The 17,645-nt window shown below is 36.4% G+C and carries 15 protein-coding genes; 12 read left to right on the plus strand and 3 right to left on the minus strand.

All coding sequences use genetic code 11. From position 1 onward, the window contains the following. Positions 1–86: 86 nt before the first annotated feature. The 10 genes from IGL30_RS01325 (at position 87) to IGL30_RS01370 (ending at position 9,334) form a co-directional block, all read left to right on the plus strand. Positions 87–761, plus strand: coding sequence for a response regulator transcription factor (locus IGL30_RS01325; RefSeq protein WP_123874930.1), 675 nt, complete (start codon positions 87–89; stop codon positions 759–761). After that, positions 758–1,783 carry a HAMP domain-containing sensor histidine kinase gene (locus IGL30_RS01330; RefSeq protein WP_123874931.1) on the plus strand — a complete coding sequence of 342 codons (1,026 nt, stop codon included), beginning with the start codon at positions 758–760 and terminating at the stop codon, positions 1,781–1,783. The genes IGL30_RS01325 and IGL30_RS01330 overlap by 4 nt, the downstream gene beginning before the upstream one ends. 326 nt (positions 1,784–2,109) lie before the next feature. Continuing rightward, a complete protein-coding gene (locus IGL30_RS01335; protein ID WP_088745374.1) occupies positions 2,110–2,427 on the plus strand; it encodes a PadR family transcriptional regulator in 318 nt (105 codons plus the stop codon). Beyond that, positions 2,420–3,034 (plus strand): DUF1700 domain-containing protein, encoded by a 615-nt coding sequence (locus tag IGL30_RS01340; protein WP_010720241.1) that lies wholly within the window; start codon positions 2,420–2,422, stop codon positions 3,032–3,034. Before IGL30_RS01335 ends, IGL30_RS01340 begins: the two co-directional genes overlap by 8 nt. A 17-nt stretch (positions 3,035–3,051) precedes the next feature. Further along, a complete protein-coding gene (locus IGL30_RS01345) occupies positions 3,052–3,885 on the plus strand; it encodes a DUF4097 family beta strand repeat-containing protein (RefSeq protein WP_088745375.1) in 834 nt (277 codons plus the stop codon). Between the two features lie 407 nt (positions 3,886–4,292). Beyond that, entirely contained in the window at positions 4,293–4,787 is a 495-nt protein-coding gene (locus IGL30_RS01350) for a DUF5348 domain-containing protein (protein ID WP_010720238.1), read from the plus strand. Between the two features lie 26 nt (positions 4,788–4,813). Beyond that, complete coding sequence (locus IGL30_RS01355; RefSeq protein WP_034699254.1) at positions 4,814–5,683, plus strand: SPFH domain-containing protein; 870 nt, start codon at positions 4,814–4,816, stop codon at positions 5,681–5,683. Positions 5,684–6,365: 682 nt separating this feature from the next. Next, a complete protein-coding gene (locus tag IGL30_RS01360; RefSeq protein WP_010736939.1) occupies positions 6,366–6,752 on the plus strand; it encodes a YxeA family protein in 387 nt (128 codons plus the stop codon). A 6-nt stretch (positions 6,753–6,758) separates the two neighbouring features. Continuing rightward, positions 6,759–7,511, plus strand: a complete 753-nt coding sequence (locus IGL30_RS01365) for an ABC transporter ATP-binding protein (RefSeq protein ID WP_088745376.1) — start codon at positions 6,759–6,761, stop codon at positions 7,509–7,511. Between the two features lie 14 nt (positions 7,512–7,525). After that, positions 7,526–9,334 (plus strand): FtsX-like permease family protein, encoded by a 1,809-nt coding sequence (locus IGL30_RS01370; RefSeq protein WP_088745377.1) that lies wholly within the window; start codon positions 7,526–7,528, stop codon positions 9,332–9,334. 372 nt (positions 9,335–9,706) lie between these two features. Here the strand turns inward: IGL30_RS01370 and IGL30_RS01375 are convergent, their stop codons facing one another. The 3 genes from IGL30_RS01375 to IGL30_RS01385 all read right to left on the minus strand — a co-directional run bounded on the left by IGL30_RS01375 (position 9,707) and on the right by IGL30_RS01385 (position 13,849). After that, complete coding sequence (locus tag IGL30_RS01375) at positions 9,707–11,812, minus strand: glucosaminidase domain-containing protein (RefSeq protein ID WP_088745378.1); 2,106 nt, start codon at positions 11,810–11,812, stop codon at positions 9,707–9,709. A 321-nt stretch (positions 11,813–12,133) separates the two neighbouring features. After that, a complete protein-coding gene (gene rbsR, locus IGL30_RS01380; protein WP_010720232.1) occupies positions 12,134–13,159 on the minus strand; it encodes a ribose utilization transcriptional repressor RbsR in 1,026 nt (341 codons plus the stop codon). A gap of 84 nt (positions 13,160–13,243) precedes the next feature. Then, positions 13,244–13,849: a cysteine hydrolase gene (locus IGL30_RS01385; RefSeq protein ID WP_088745380.1), complete on the minus strand. Its 606-nt coding sequence runs from the start codon at positions 13,847–13,849 to the stop codon at positions 13,244–13,246. 163 nt (positions 13,850–14,012) lie between these two features. Here IGL30_RS01385 and IGL30_RS01390 point away from each other — a divergent pair, with 163 nt between their 5' ends. Beyond that, entirely contained in the window at positions 14,013–14,714 is a 702-nt protein-coding gene (locus tag IGL30_RS01390; protein WP_010720230.1) for an ABC transporter ATP-binding protein, read from the plus strand. A 9-nt stretch (positions 14,715–14,723) separates the two neighbouring features. Then, complete coding sequence (locus tag IGL30_RS01395) at positions 14,724–17,435, plus strand: ABC transporter permease (RefSeq protein ID WP_088745381.1); 2,712 nt, start codon at positions 14,724–14,726, stop codon at positions 17,433–17,435. The last annotated feature ends 210 nt before the right edge of the window (positions 17,436–17,645 follow it).

Here is a 17,645-nt window from a genome sequence, read left to right on the forward strand (position 1 = left end):
ATAAACGCAGTATAATCAATGAATGTTAACTCAATATGAACAATCAGAAAGAAACAAGAAATTTTTCAAAAAATCGAGGGAATAAAATGAACCGTATATTAGTAGTAGAAGATGATGAAAATTTACAATTGCTTTATCGTTCAGTATTAGAACATGCTGGTTTTTCGGTAGTCACAGCTAGTAGTGGAACAGAAGCACTAGCACGATTGGAAAATTTTCATGTAGAATTGATTATTACCGATATCATGATGCCTGAGATGGATGGTTATGAATTGTTGGAAAGTTTACAAGATGGAAAAATAGAGCTTCCTGTGCTGATGATCACGGCTAAAGCCGATTTTGAAGATAAAAAACGTGGTTTCCAGTTAGGAACGGATGATTACATGACGAAACCCGTAGATGTCAATGAAATGGTTTTACGTGTGGAAGCGTTATTAAGGCGAGCAAAAATCAATCATAGTAATCAATTGAATATTGGAAATACTACCTTAGATCAGGAAACGTATGAAGTGAGACAAAATGAAAAGGTCAGTGTGCTGCCTCAGAAAGAATTTCTTTTGCTTTACAAACTGTTAGCTTATCCGAATAAGATTTTTACGAGACAACAATTGATGGACGATATTTGGGGGCTGGATACAAATACAGAAGAACGAACGATCGATGTACATATCAAACGATTAAGGACACGTTTTGAAGCAAGTGAAGATTTCCAGCTCATCACCGTTAGAGGACTCGGGTATAAAGCGGAGGTCAAAAGATGAAAAAGAAATTATACTCTCAACTGTGGATCTACTTTGCTAGCATTGTGTTTGTTTCAATATTAGTGACTCTACTGTGCTTCTTAGGCTTTATTTTTTTGCTTTCTCATCAAAACGTTACGCCATCTGAACGACCAACACTCTATCCGTTATTCGTTTTTGCTTTTTTTAGCATGATCGTCGGCACGGTAATCTCTGGCTTTGTCGGTCATAGGATCTTGAAGCCAATCAGTGAACTACGTAAAAATATGAGTAAAGTAGCTACAGGTGATTTTTCTATTCGAATGGAGGAACCTCCCAAAGTCGCAGAAGTCCAACAGTTATATAAAGATTTCAACGTGATGGTCCAAGAACTCAATAGCATCGAAACGCTAAGAAATGATTTTGTTTCGAGTGTTTCACATGAGTTTAAAACACCACTAGCGACGATCCAAGGCTATGTCCAATTGTTACAAGCACCAGATATTCCAGAAGAAGAGAAGCAAGTGTTTTTGCAACGATTGATTGAAAATATTACTCAGCTCTCACAGTTGACTGAAAATATCTTGAAACTAAATAAGTTAGAAAACCAAAGTGTCAAAATCGAAAAGCATAAATTTCGTTTAGATGAACAAATACGAGAAGTCATCGTGTTTTTGCAACCTAAATGGGAAGGGTTGAAGTTGCATATCGATTTGGATACGGTCTTTTATGAGGGAAACGAAGAGTTTTTATACCAAGTGTGGTTGAATATCATGGATAATGCGATCAAGTATAATCAACCTGATGGCAAGATCGAAATTCGTTTGACTCAAAATGCTACAGATATTTTATTGGAAGTAACGGATTCAGGTTTAGGGATGAACGAAGAAACTCAAAATCGCATTTTTGAAAAATTTTATCAAGGAGACACAAGCCGTCAGATGGCTGGCAATGGCTTGGGATTGTCTTTGGTAAAAAAAATCCTTGAATTGCATGAGGGTACGATACGCTATAATAGCATTCCTGAAATAGGAACCACAGCTGTGATCAGCTTAAAAAAATAAAAAGCTAAACTTTAATAATGAAGTAGTTGCTCTATTCAATTGTTTTATTATGAACTAAAACCAGATCAATTACGTTATAAAAGAAACATACTAAGATGAGTGGGTAAGGTATTCCGTCGACTAATCTTAGTATGTTTTTGTCTTTCTCAAATGGCTCAACTCTAATAATCTGAAGCAGCAATTGATTTCGGAGCGTTATTTATAGATTTTAGATCTAAGTATTATGCTGTTTTATTTAAAAATAATCAACATTTATATTTTAAAACAATATTATATGTAGTATAATATGTTGTGAAAGAAGATATTGTATAAAAGAAGGTGAAGGAATGCACATCCAAGTTCCAACGATATTACTTGATGGCACGGTATTAGCTGCATTGAGTAAAGAAGATATGTATGGCTATGCGTTGACTAAAATCGTACAGGAAAGCCTGTCGGTAAGTGAGTCAACGATGTATCCCGTCTTAAGAAGGTTAAAAACAGAAGGATTTTTAGATACTTATGATGAACCCTTTGAAGGAAGAAATCGTCGATATTATCAATTAACACCAGCGGGGTATAATCGGTTAGAAGATATTATTGATGAGTGGATCGTCTTTCGAGATTCCTTAAATCGATTATTGGAGGATAATAAACATGAATGAATATTTAGATGAGGTAATAGAGGAAATCCAAGAGATTCCTGAAGATGACCGATTCGATTTGATTCAATATTATGAAGAATATTTTTTAGATTCTGGCAAAACAATTGATCAAATCATTGAAGAATATGGTACGCCTAAACAGTTTGCGCTTAAATTGAAAATCAATTATTTCTCTGAACAAGATGATTCAGCAACAGATGAAGTCAACCCAAGAAGTTCTAAACGACAAATTCGGTTGATTTGGATGATCGTGATTGGCTTATGTGCCTCCCCTCTGTTGATTCCTTTGGCGATTGGTTTTGTTGCAGTGATCGTGGGGTTATTATGTCTATTAGTCGCTTTGCTGGTAGGTGGTTATGTCGGTTGTATTACTGTTTTAGGGCTTGGATTATTTTCAGTTGTTTCGGGTATTGGTGTGTTGGGGCAGTCGATAGAAAGTGGATTATTTTACGTTGGATTAGGGCTATTCGCTACCGGAACTGTCGTCTTCTGTGCGCCGCTCCTTCTGAAAATGACAAAATGGATATTTAAAATGATGATGAATTTTGTGAAGTGGGTTGGACGTCGTTTTGTAACGAGACGTGCGATTCATTCGTCGAAGTTATAAGAAAAAGAGGTGTGAAGATGAAATTAAAATATTTTTTAATGGCTGGTCTAGGCTTGATGGTTAGTGGTGGCTTACTTGCCGGGACAACCTATGCGTTTGGGACGCACCGAAGCCTTGCTTGGGAAAATGGCCCTCAATTGGTCGAAATGAACCATGACTCACAAATGATATCGACAAAAGAAAAAATCAACAAAATAGTGGTCAATGCACAATACCAACAAGTTGAGATCAAACGTGGCAAAAATTTTGAAGTTAACTCTACGTATGAAAAAGCAAGTAAACCTCAAGTCACTACTAAAGGAGATACTTTGACGATTAACGGAAATGGTCGTGAACAAAACGTCTTGTTTCATGTAATGAATAACACATCCAAAATCACCCTGACAGTTCCTAGCGAACTTCCTTTAGATCAACTTGTGTTAGAAGGAGAGCAAGGACAACTTTTATTAAATGACGTAGTGAGTGAGAATGTTTCCGTTACAAATAATGGTGGATACATTACATTTAATAAAGTTGATGGAAAAAAAGTTAAAGTAAATTCTGTGCAAAGTTATGTAAATATTGATAATTCAGATATTTCAAACATCGAATTGAATGCCAAGTATGGGAATCTATTCTTAAATGGATTCAAAAATACCCAAGGAACAGTTATGTTAGAAAATTGCTATGTAGACTTTCTTGATAATGGAGAGATTGGATTAGATATTGATCTATTAGGGATGTCAACTGTCACAAAAAATAATGAAGAATTACCAATCAAAACAGTGATCAAAGGAGAAAACAATATAAAAATCACTGGTTATGATAGCAGTGTGGTGATAGCTGACGAAAACCATCAATATGATGTTTAAAAAGGATAAAGTCTGTCATTAAGAGGAAGTAAAGAGAAATAAATCGAAGAGGTTCAAAGATAGGTGCAACTATTTTTGGAACTTTTCGATTTTTTGATTAAGCGATTTTTTTCAAAAGATTTTGAATGACGGTCGTTGATTATGGATGATGATCCACGTAAAATTTTTTTCGAATAACGGTTTATTCACATTTAGATAACGATTTTACATCTTTTATCTCGGATAGGTGTTTGATAGATAGTTTCTCAGATAGGTTAGCTAATATAACAGATATGACTGTTAGGATGTTAAGACATCGGGCAGTATCATGGGGAATAACGATTTTTTTCATCGCTTAACTTACAAATCTGTAGTAAAATAAGAGAAAATAGAGAAAACACAGCTGAGATAATAAGGTGGAAAAATAGATGAGAATAGATGAAGCGAAACGAGAAGAGCTACAGTTAGAAATAACAAAATTACATAATTATCTCACGGAACTTAATCATAAATATTATGATACAAAAAAAGAACGTGTGATGATCGATTACCCGAATAACTCAGAAGGTCGGCAATTAGAACAAGTTTACAATGAAGTATTCCATCATTTATTGAAAGTAAAGAGGGAATTAGACTATTACTCTTTGCCGATTTTAGATACAGGGATCTTAAAGTACGACGAAGAAAAAGAGCGTTTTGTGTTCAAATCAGTTCGAGAGAATTTGATTCTTTCTGCAGGAATTGATTTAGAGATTTTAGTGGAAGATTATTTTACCGAAGAAAAACATTGGGTACGCACAAGGTTAGAATATCTACCCCAAACTTCCGGAGGACCACAAGTGAGCGGTTGGTATATCACAGAAGATAAGGAATTAGAATTAGAGGGAGTGATGGCTCGTATTAGAAAGAAACCAATCATGTAGGAATGGTCTAAGAAAGGAACTAAGTGATGAGTGAAAAGAAAGCGGTTTATGTAAATGGGTATATTGGATTGATCGGTTTGGTGTTATTAGTTGGTATCGGCGGCTTCTTATTCTATTTTGGCATGACAAGTGGAGCGATCTTCCAGACGGTCATGGGTTTCGTTTGTTGGTTGATTGCTATTGCACTACTAAGCTCCGCAACGGTTGTTAGTCCCAACCAGGCAAAAGTTATTTTGTTTTTTGGACAGTACATTGGGACGATACGAGAAAGTGGTTTTTTCTTAACGGTTCCGTTTGCACAAAAAATCAACTTATCTTTAAAAGTACGAAATTTTAACAGTTCGGTTTTAAAGGTGAACGATCTAGACGGCAATCCCATCGAAATATCTGCCGTCGTAGTCTTTAAAGTTGTTGACACGGCTAAGGCGTTGTTCGATGTGGCGTATTACCAAGACTTTGTTGAGATTCAAAGTGAGACAGCGATTCGTCATATTGCCAGCCAATACCCTTATGATACTTTCAATGAAGAAGATTTGACTTTGCGAGGCAATACGACTGCCATTTCTGATGAATTAGCCAACGAGCTTCAGGAGCGGTTATCTGTTGCTGGGGTCGAGGTGATTGAAACGAGATTGAATCATCTAGCGTATGCGACTGAAATTGCTAGTGCAATGTTACAAAGACAACAAGCAAAAGCTATTTTATCTGCTCGGCAAACGATCGTTGAAGGAGCAGTTACGATGACACAAATGGCATTGGAACAAATTGAAACAGGACAAGAGATCAATTTTACAGATGATCGGAAAGTCCAATTGATCAATAACCTACTTGTTTCGATTATTACAGATAAAGGAACACAACCGGTCATTAATACAGGGACAGTGAAAGAAAAATAACCATTATTGAGTAAATATCGTATGATTGTAACGAATTTTTCAACTGTATTTTTTCTATAATAGAACAGTAGAGTAGTCAGAGACTGAGCCAAAACTCAGTCTTTTTTAGTATTTCTAAAAACGAATAAACGGCGTTCAAGAAGCAACTCCTCAACAATAAGCGATGATTTTCTAAAATATGAGGAGCTATTTAAAAAAATCCTCTCTTATTCGCTCGGAGTTGAACGCTTCTTTCACAGCCTCTTGCTTTAAACGGTGTTCAAACATCAGCTCCTTGAAATAAGCCTGAATTTTTCAAAACATGAGAAGCTGTTTCAAAAAAATTCTTTCTTATTGTCATCAGAGCTACCCGATATTTTCACGACCTCTGATTCACGGCGTTCATAGAGCTGACCTCTTGTTCACGGTAAGATCAAAGCAGCATCTTAAAAAAATATGAGAAGCAGTTTTCGGAAATTCCTTCTTATTTCTTGATGCTAAACACTTTTATCTCAACGTCTTTTTATAAAATTCATCAAACTATTATCTAAATAAAAAACGATTCGATTCAAGCTTGCGGATCACTCTTTTGCTTTGTGATAGATAAATGACAATATTGAAAGATATTTGACAGCTAAATCAAAGGTAAAATACGGACTTTTTTTTTATAATTGCCCTATCATATGTGAAAGAAGGAGAGGAAATGAAGAAACTACTGGTCGGGATTGGCATTTCCATTGCAGCGTTGGTATTAGGTTCGGTAGTTTTTATCTTTGGGGGCCTAAAAATTGCGGATCGAATGATCATGGGTGGCGATAGCTACTATGTCAAAATTACGACAGATGGAGAAAAAGAGGAAATAAAAGATAATCGTAATGAAATAACCATCCAATATAAATATACTCTTCCCGGATATGATGAAAAGGGAAGTGAAAAAATATTAACATTTAATGGACAAAAACCTCGTCCTTTAAGAAAAGGAGCCTATTTAGAGATTACATGGAATGAAAAAAAAGGTGTCACTTCTTATGAAGAAGTCAAACAAAACGATATACCTAAGTTAGCACAAGAAAAACTAAGTAAAGGATAGATGAAAATGGAAAAAATTGTTGAGGTTCAAAATGTAACAAAAATCTACGGTAAGAATAATGAGAAGAAGACACAAGCCTTAAGTGGGATCAGCTTTACAGTAGAAAAAGGAGAATTTATCGGAATCATGGGGGCTTCTGGATCTGGTAAATCAACGTTGTTAAATATTTTATCTACATTAGATAAACCCACAGACGGAAATATCCGAATCAATCAAAACGATGTAACAAAGTTAAAAGGAAACCAATTAGCAGACTTTCGTGCGAAAGAGATTGGCTTTATTTTCCAAGATTTTAATTTACTAGAAAACTTAACTGCACAAGAAAACATTGCAGTACCACTTTCCTTACAAGGTGTTAAACCTAAAGAAATCAAGCGACGGGTCAAAGCAGTAGCAGAACGTTTATCGATTTCTCATATCATGGGAAGTTATCCTTCTGAGATTTCAGGTGGTCAAAAACAACGGATAGCAGCAGCTCGTGCCTTGGTTACACAACCAACGATCTTATTAGGTGATGAACCGACTGGAGCTTTAGATTCTAAGAGTGCGCGTGATTTGCTAGATACGATGAAAGAATTGAATCAAAAAGATGATGTTTCAATTCTATTAGTAACACATGATCCGTTTTCTGCCAGCTACTGTGAACGAATCTTATTTATCAAAGATGGCGGTATCCACGAAGAAGTCAAACGTGGCGAACAAAGCCGTGATGAGTTTTATCGTCATATTCTAACGATCTTAGGAAATCTAGAACAGTAAGGGGAGGAAAAAACATGCTTTGGAAATTATCGCTTACTGGGATTAAAGGGCGTTTAAGAGATTATATTGTTTTATTTTCAGGTTTGGTTATGACTTCAGCTATTTTTTATATGTTCGAGTCAATCGCAAGCAATGAAGCGTTTTTAGAAAGTAATTCTACCGTTGGATCAACTGTTTTAATTTTTCATTTTGGCTCGGTATTATTAGCAATCATTACTTTTGTATACATCCTTTATGCTAATTCATTTTTAATGGCAATGCGTCAGAAAGATTATGCAATGTTTATGATGTTAGGGGCTAAGGGCAGAAAAATTGCACAAATGATTTTTACCGAAACATTTGTTGTGGGTGCAACAGCTACCGTCGTTGGCTCTGCGATTGGTGTAGGGCTAACAAGTATTGTGGAACGAGTACTCGTTGAACAATTAAACATTTCAATTACACATTTTACACCATTTAGTGTAAAGGGTATTCTGATCACTCTTTTCTTTTTTGCTGTTTTGTTTTTATTAGCAGCAATCACCAATGCTTTTTCAATTGTGAAAAAGCCAATTCTTACATTGATTCGTGCGGAAGCTACACCAACACGAATGAAACAAAATAAATTTTTATTTTTACTTGAAGTTGTATTAGGGGTTGTTTTATTAGGCGTTGGTTATTACGTTCTATCAGAAATTGCACGTATTGGATTGTCTGGTTTAGGGATTTCTCTCGTAACGATTTGTCTGGGAACCTATTTCATTTTCCATTCAGTGATTATTTTCTTCTTGTCTTTACTGAAAAAATCAGAAGGTATCTCATTGAAAAAGTTGAACAACTTTACCTTATCACAATTAAGCTTTAGGATTCGTGACTATACGCAAATGCTTTCAATGGTAGCGATCTTATTTGCTTTAGCTTTAGGAGCGTTAACGGTTGGTTTAGGATTCAGAAATCAAATCTCCGCATTGACCAATTCATCGAACGCTTATGATTTAGTTCTAAACAATGCACAAAAGATTGACCAAGGAAAAGTCAGAGAACTAAATCCAACGTCAAATAACATCTATGCTCAAAAAGAAGATGAACAATACGTTTATTACAATTATGATGAATGGGAAAAAGAGCCGCTTAGATATATTGCATATAGTGGGAACACTTTTGCGGATAACAAAGTAAAGACAGCAACTGCTGAAGAAATCGCAAAATCAAGTGAGTTGCAAGAGACATTAAGACAAAACGAATTACCTACGCAACAAGCGAAGGGAATAAAATTAGTTCGTGCGAGTGAATTCGATCAATTAGCGTTGCCAGAAACAACGTTACAATTAATTACAGTTAGAGATTTTGAAGCAAGTTTACCAGGTATCGAAACATTAGTAAAAGAAAATAATCAAGTCAATCCAGAGTTGAAAGATTACCAAGCCATGAGTGGACAAAAATATGAAATGTATCAACAAGTGAATGGTATTTTCTCAGGGATGGAATTTATGGGCTTCTTCCTAGGAATTGCGTTCTTAGCGATGTTAGCAAGTTGCTTGATGTTTAAGATTCTTTCAGGTAGTAAGAGCGATATTGGTCGATATACGATGTTAGAAAAAATCGGTGCGACTCGTGGCTTATTAAGACAATCGATTCGACGAGAAATTGGTGTTTTATTCTTAGCACCTGGTATTTTAGGAGCGATCCATGTCTTATTTGGTTTAAGACTATTTGAATTTTTAATGAATGATCCATATCGTGATGTGTTGATACCATTCGGAATTTTCTTTGTCATGTACTTTATTTACTATGTATTGACTGTTTGGTTATATACAAGTATTGTTTTGAAAAGAGAGAAATAAAAATACTCTAAATAGGTGAAATTGGTTGGTTTCATCGATAGCACTTGTTAAAGAGACGAAAAAGAAGCATTGGTTCATCTGAGGTATTGACTAGGTAATATCAGCTTCTGGAATAAATTGTTCCATATGGGTTACTGAAGTGGTTTGATGGACGATCCAATAGTTTAACAAAAGGCACACTCCTTTGATTTTTGTTCGTTACTTGAATCTTACAAGGTTGTGTGCTTTTTGTGTACGCTAAAACAAGAAACATCTGAGACATCACACGTTCACTCTAAACATGAATAAGCCGGAGAAGAGACTGAGACAAAACTTGTCTCAACCTCTTCTCCGGCTTGTTTTCAGAGCTAGACACTTCTGTCATAGCTTTTTTTAAGTTAATCTACTCCACGATGGATGGATGATCGCTAAGTTTTTCAATAAAGGAATGGTATCGGCTTTGACTTTAATGACAGTCGTTTTTGGAATTTCTCTGGCAGATAGTTGCAAGTACAATTCCCAGTAATTTGGTGTTTTCATTGTAGAAAGATATTCTGGTTTTTTCCTAATTGTTTTTAAAGACCAAGTGTCTACATCAACTAGCGACATCTCATTTTTATCCCAAGACACAGGTACTACCAAAGGTTTTGAAACATTTTTAACTTTGGTTTCTTTATTATCTTCTTTTTTCGGTTCATCGTATTTAGTTAAATCATACGATTCAATGATCGCATTCAATTTTTTGGCGTATTGTTTATCTGTAGCATAGCGGCCTTCCAGATACTTCGTTGCCTCTTTATAACTTTTGGCTTCAGATTTCCAAGTTGGTTTGTAGAAATCTTTGTTATTGGACAACCCGCCTTTGATCAATTTCGCATAGTCTTCTAAGCTTTCTTTATAAGAAGGGTATTTACGGAAGGTTGCATGGATTTGGTAATTTGCACCGTTGCTGTCTTGTTCCAAAGTATTGAACAAAACACTTTTTCCTTCATAAGTTCCTTTTATGCCAAACAGATTATAGTTTGGTTCACTTGCCAACAAACTATTGCCAGAACCACTTTCTAAAATCGCTTGAGCCATCATAACAGAAGCGTAAATGCCTTCTTTTTGACCAATTTCTTGCGCGCTTGTAGCAATTTTTTTCAAAAACTGATCCGTTGTTTGATTTTTTGTAAAGTTGAATGAATCATTTAAACCATCTAAAATCGACTGGTTTTTCAGTTGGTCAGTCACGCTTGGTAGACCTGCGATATTGACACGTACTGCAAAATCTGGTCTGAAATCAGCAATTGAAGTAATCCGAACTTTGTCACCTGGTTGAGGGGCATGAATAAATTGTCCATTACCAATATAAATCCCAACGTGATGAGTGACACCTGAGGAAGGTCCCCAGAATACTAAGTCACCTGGTTGTGCTTGATCTACTGGAATCTGTGTTCCAGCGTATTGTTGTTCACCTGTCCATCCACCGATATAATGACCAGTGGCCTTCATGTAAACATAATAAGCTAAACCCGAACAGTCAAATGTACTTGGTCCTTTTGCTCCCCAAACGTAGGGTCTGCCTAAATATTTATAGGCTTCTTTCACGATTTCTTTTTGAACTGCTGTCGTGTTTGTTGGTAAAGTTGTTTCAATCGGTGTTTTGCTGACAAAATCGGAGGACCCGTCTACAGGATTTTCAATTCCTGCCTGTTGACCTTTATTTTTGTCATTTGTTTGGTGATTGGAAGAATTATTGGTATTTGCTGAAACAACTGAATCGTTACTGGTTGACGTTGACGGTTTCGATTGTTCTTTTGAACTATCAGTTGGTTTATTTTTATCTGTGCTAGGTTTCGTTGTATCATTAGGTTTTGTCGTTTGAGAAGAATCTTGCGTATTTCCAGCTGAATTAGTCGTATCCTGAGTAGAAGAGTCTTCAGATGGAACAGTTGGTGTGTTGAATGAAGCAGTCAATGATAGATCCATTACACCAACGACAAAGAATCTTTTTTGATAATTCACTTCTTGGGCACCATTTACTTGGAAAGAAAGTAATTTTTCACCTTTAGGAGGGGTGATTTCATAGAACACTTTCGTTCCTTCTTTCAACCCACTGACCGTGCCATTAGGTTGGATGGTCAACTCTTTTTCTTCTCGAGGGGCGTTACTGATAACAGACAGCTTAATTTTCCCCAGTAATTCGGGATTAACTGTCAGTGTATGTGTCGCAACTTCTTCCGCAGGTTTCTCAGTTGATTCACCTGTTTCAGTCGTTGATGAATCAGTGGTTGATGATTCACCCGTTGAGCCAGTTGTGGCTGATGAATCTGTGGTGGACGATTCAGTTGTGTCTGTACTTGAGGCTGTTGAAGTTACAGAATCACTTCCCGAAACAAGTGAGCTACTTGTAGTTGTTGGTTGGTTTTCTGTTGCAAAAACAGCTTGAGTCGATAAAATCGTTGGAGCAATCAGCCAAGATGCAGCAAGTAGGCGTATTGCTTTATTTTTGTTCATATGCGGTACTCCTTTTCTTTTTGCTTGTGACGAGTCTCTATGCTCATGCAACTGTTGTTAATACATAACAAAGATCTGATTTTTTTGATTAATAAGCTACGATTCTTTTTTCTAATAAGTCGCTTCGCTTTAACATTTTAATTATTCTGCATGCCATTAATTTGTTGGGGGAGAACAAATTTGGGGGAAATGGTCATACTACTTAAATTGTACCAAAGGAGATAGATTTCTACAAAATATTTGTAAAAATAACGACCGTAAAAAACAAAAAAAAATAAAACACAAAAATACTTCATCATGTTTTATTTTTTTCTTCATAATTTATTCACAAATGCTACTTACACGCTTAGTTGAAGCTCTTTTTTTCAATTCTACTGGTAATAATTTTTCGCTCCATTCTTTTTCAGGCGACTGGATACGGGCTAATAATAATTGAGCAGCAGATTGTCCTAATTCAAAAATTGGTTGAGCGATCGTCGTTAATTTTGGTTTGACATATTCACACATATCCACATTATCGTATCCAATCACACTATAATCTTCGGGGATTTTCTTTCCATGTTCTTCCAACCCACGATAAATACCAAAAGCGAGCTCGTCGTTTAAGGCAAAGATTGCGGTCGCAGAGGAATTAAGAATCGTTGGAACGACCTGGTACCCACCATTTTTAGAAAAATGAGTAGGTAGTAACAATAAATTGTCGTGCGAGAGCTGATAAAAATCTAGTGCATGTTTAAAACCCTCGATCCTACGATAGACGTTTTCAGGGGGATTTTGTGGATAAACGAGCGCAATGGATTGGTGACCTAAATGAAGTAAGTGTGTACCAGCCAAGTATCCTCCACGAAAATCATCTGTGCTGATCGCATCACTAAATCCTTCAGCCTTTTTTTGATCCAACACAATAAAAGGTCGATTTTGTTTCTTGAGATTTTCATTGATTGCTGTAGTCGAAACAGCGGAAGTAGCTATGATAAACCCATCGACGCCTCGTCGTGCTAATTCGGCTAAATACTCAATTTCTTTTTGATGGTCAGAATCAGCGTTACATAAAATCGTCACGAAGTTTTGTTTGTATAACACATCTTCAATTCCACGCATTAGCGTGTTAAAAAAAGGGTTGGTGATATCCGGCACGAGGACACCGATCGTTTTTGTTTCTTTCGTAATCATTTGGCGAGCGACATAGTCAGGTTGATAGCCGAGAATGTCTTTTGAAGCAAGCACTTTTTCAACTGTTTTAGCGCTGAATTTTTCTTCATTACCATTTAAAATCAATGAAACAGTGGCAATGGAAACACCAGAATGTTTTGCCACGTCTTTAATCGTTATTTTCTTTTTTTTCATTCTGATACTCCTATCTAACGGTTACTTTTATTTTCCCATGGAAAACCAGCAATGTAAATGAAAAACAAGGCGTGTTTGGTTCCTTTATCTGGCTTCTTCGATTGCTTGAAGGATTTCTTTGGTTGTACGCACTCGTGCTGTTTTTGGAAACATTTTTTCAAAAAAGAGAGTATGAAGTTCTAGATCTCGATCACTACAACCATCTTCGATAACAATAACATGGTAACCATGTTGAAAAGCATCTAAAGCGGTGGCATAGACACCGTTTGAAGTTGCTACACCTGAAAGAATGAGCGTATCGATCTTTCTTCGACGAAGTTGGGCATCTAAAGACGTTCCAAAAAAAGCACTTGGATTATGTTTAGTGATCGTGAGTGTGTTTTGTGTTCCTTTGGTGGTAGGTTCAAGTAATAAATCAGTAAATTCTTTAGGGGGGGTATAAAAAGCACCTGCTTGTGCTCGGTCATTTTTAGCACTCAAATACTGAAAGCTGGTAATATCGACATTGACTAGTATATTCCAAGCAGGTGTATGCTTTAAATGCTCAGCAATCAGTTGATTGTTTGAGAGGATGGTGGTTGCATCATAAGGGAATAATTGCCCAGAATTCACAATTCCTTTTTGGAGATCGATCGGTAAAAAAGCTGTTTTTGCTAATTCGAGTGGAATAGGTGATTTTGTAGTAGTCATGGGTTTTCCTTCTTTCAATAAATAGATCGTTTTCCATGTAAGTAAAACATAATTTCTGTATTTGTCAATGAATCGTCTATCAAATCTTTAGTCTGATTCATTTCAATGGTAAAATAAAAAGTAGCGACTTTATTCGTAAAGAGATGGAGATGAGAGAAGAAGGATGAGCTATGTAGAAGTAATCAACGAATGTAAACGGTACAAAATGGGAGAAACAACGATTACCGCAAATGATAATATTTCATTTGCGATCAAAAAAGGAGAACTAGTCATTATACTTGGTCCAAGTGGTGCAGGGAAGTCAACAGTTCTTAATATATTAGGCGGGATGGATAAGCCAGATGAAGGGCAAATCATCATTGATCAGACAGACATCGCTCAGTTCAACGATAAACAATTGACCGCCTATCGTCGAACAGATGTCGGATTTGTATTTCAATTTTATAATTTGGTACCGAATTTAACAGCAAAAGAAAATGTCGAGTTGGCAACAGAAGTTTCACCAGATGCGTTAGATCCAGTGGAGGTATTGACACAAGTAGGTCTGGCACATCGGCTGGACAATTTTCCTTCACAGCTTTCAGGAGGAGAACAGCAGCGTGTTTCCATTGCTCGAGCATTAGCAAAAAATCCGAAATTACTTCTATGTGATGAACCAACAGGTGCGTTGGATTTTGAAACAGGGAAACAGGTGTTGAAGTTATTACAAAATGCGAGTAGAGAACATGGAAATACGGTGTTGATCATTACTCATAATTCTGCCTTAGCACCGATTGCTGATCGTGTCATCCATATCAACGATGCGAAAGTCCGTTCGATTGAAACAAACGATCATCCTTCAACCATTGATGAGATTGTGTGGTAAGGAGGGGCTATGAAAACAAAAACATATCTTAAAGCAAGTGCTAGAGAAATCAAACAATCGAAAGGCAGATTTATTGCCATTGTATTGATCATTTTGCTAGGGACCTTGTTATTCGTAGGCGTTAAAACAGCGGGACCGGTTATGCAAAAAACGATGGATCACTATGTTGAAAAAGCTAATCTATCGGATTTACAAATCATTTCAACTGGTGGTTTAACGGAACAAGACGTAACTAGAGCCGAAAAAATCCCTGATGCACAACTGGAAACGGGAAAACAATTTTATTATTCCAGCTCAAGTAAAAACGAAGTTGTGCAAGTTTTTTCTTATAAAAAATCAAATAAACAAAACCTTTTAGAAGTAGTAGATGGGCATTTACCAAAGAATAAAGACGAACTCGTACTAGATGAAAAAGCAAAAAGTCTAGGCTATAAAATAGGCGAAACGTATACGATCGATTCTGACAACGTGAAAAAGAAAGACTATCAAATTGTTGGATTTGTACGATCGCCACTTTTCATCAATAATTTAGAACGTGGTTTTGCCAATGTCGGGAACGGCACAATCGATTATTTTGTTTATTTACCTGAAACAGAATTTAACACAGACATTCAATCGGTTATTTACTTAACGTTTAAAAATGTTTCATCCTTTGATACTTATAGTAAAGAATATCGGGACAAAATGGCACAAAACCAAAAAAGCGTGGAGAAACTTTTTCAAGATCGACCAGCTGCACGTTTAACTGAACTAAGGGAACAAGCTAAGGAGTCTTTACAACCAGAAAAAGAAAAGGTGAGTGCTGGTCAAGAACAAATTAGTCTGGCACAAAGTCAATTGGCAGCTGCCAGATCCCAACTAGAGCAACAACGTTCAATGATCGAACAATTGCCTGAAGTACAACGAACAGTAGCAACTAATGAACTAGCTACGCAAGAAGCACAGCTAGCTGAGCAAGAAAAGCAAGTCGCTGAACAACAAGAAAAACTGAATGATGCACAGGCCCAAATTACCGAAAATGAAGAAAAAATCAATCGTTTGGAAAAACCAACCTATCGTTTCCAAGAGCGTTCCGATAATGTGGGCTTTCAAGAATTTGGTGATTTAGCTGAACGGATCGCAGCCATTGCTAATGTTTTTCCTGTTTTCTTCTTCTTTATTGCAGCATTGATCACTTTTACGACGATGACACGGATGGTCGAAGAAAACCGACGAGAAATCGGTACGTTGAAAGCATTAGGCTATACTAAATTTGAAATTGCAAAAAAATATGCTATTTATGCAAGTTTAGCTTCTGGTCTAGGAATTATTTTAGGAACCGTCTTAGGAACCAATCTATTACCAAGAATTATTTTTGAACTATCGAATGAACGCTATGATATCGGATCAGCAGTCATTTTTTATGATTGGTCTCCGATTTTACAAGCGGCAGTGGCGTTTTTTATCGCTGCATTTGGTGCAGCGATGATTGTCTTATTCAAAGATTTAAGAGAAAGACCGGCAGCTTTATTACAACCCAAAGCGCCAAAACCAGGCAAAAGAATATTATTGGAATATATCACACCACTGTGGTCAAGATTAAGCTTTAATCAGAAAATCAGTTATCGAAATCTGTTCCGTTATAAATCCAGAATGTTTATGGCAATCGTTGGGATTGCTGGTTGTGCTGGTTTAATGGTAGCAGGTGTAGGGTTGAAAGACTCTTTAAGCTCTGTTTCTGATAAACAATTTGGCCCAATTACGAATTACCAAGCAATTGTCACTTTAGATGGGGAAACAGAAAACAGTGAAACAAAAGCAAAGGAACAGTTAGAATCCGATCCGAAAATTACTGATTTGCTAGCAGTAAACATGCAAACGATCGAGCTTCGTCAACAAGGACAAGCGACTCAAAGCGTAACGATGATCATACCGGAAACGTCAAAAGGTCTATCACCGTTTATTCACTTGATCTCATTAAAAGGACGTAACATGGAGTTGAATGATTCAGGAATCGTCCTCACACAAAAAGCTGCCGAACTGTTTGATGTATCTGAAGGAGACCGCCTTTCATTGTACACGGATGACCAAAAAGAGTTACAGGTTACGGTGAAAGCCATTTCTCAAAACTATTTAGGAAACTTTGTTTATATGAGCCCTGTCTATTATCAAAAAGTATCAGGAAACGAAGCTTCTACAAATGCTTATTTAATTCAAGCTGACCCAATGTCTAAAAAACAAGAGAATGCTTTGTCAGAAAAGCTATTGGGAACCAATGCAGTAACAAATACATCATTTGTTTCGAAACAAATGGAAACCCAAGAAGAATCACTTGCGAACCTCGATTCAATCGTTGTGATTTTTGTCGTTTTATCAGGGCTGTTAGCGTTTATCGTGTTGTATAATTTAACCAATATCAATATTTCTGAACGAGTGCGGGAATTATCAACGATCAAAGTACTAGGCTTTTTTGATAAAGAAGTAACGATGTATATTGTGAGGGAGAATATTATTTTTACTTTAGTTGGTATTGTAGGTGGATTTGGCATCGGCTACGTCCTAACTGACTTTATTTTACAACAGGCTTCAATGGAGACGGTGATCTTCCCCTTAGTGATCACTTGGAAAGCATATGCTCTTTCTGCTGTTTTGACTATTGAATTTACAGTTATCGTTATGATAGCGACTCACTTCAAGCTGAAAAATATCAATATGATTGATGCTTTGAAATCAAACGAATAAAAAAAGCTTCTTGCTAAAAGTTGAGTAGACTTTTGCAAGAAGTTTTTTTATTAAGTAACTGGTTGATGAAAAGAAAATTTGGTATAGGGAAAATAATACGCAGGTTTTGTTATGCCAATTTGTTGGATGTGCGACAGTTTATAATGGGTGAGGTCTTCCTATTAGAGGACTTAGCTCTGTCCTTGATAAACGCTTCCTTTTCCTTTATAA

This window comes from Enterococcus sp. DIV1089c, from assembly GCF_050530965.1.
Classification (GTDB): Bacteria; Bacillota; Bacilli; order Lactobacillales; family Enterococcaceae; genus Enterococcus_B; species Enterococcus_B hirae.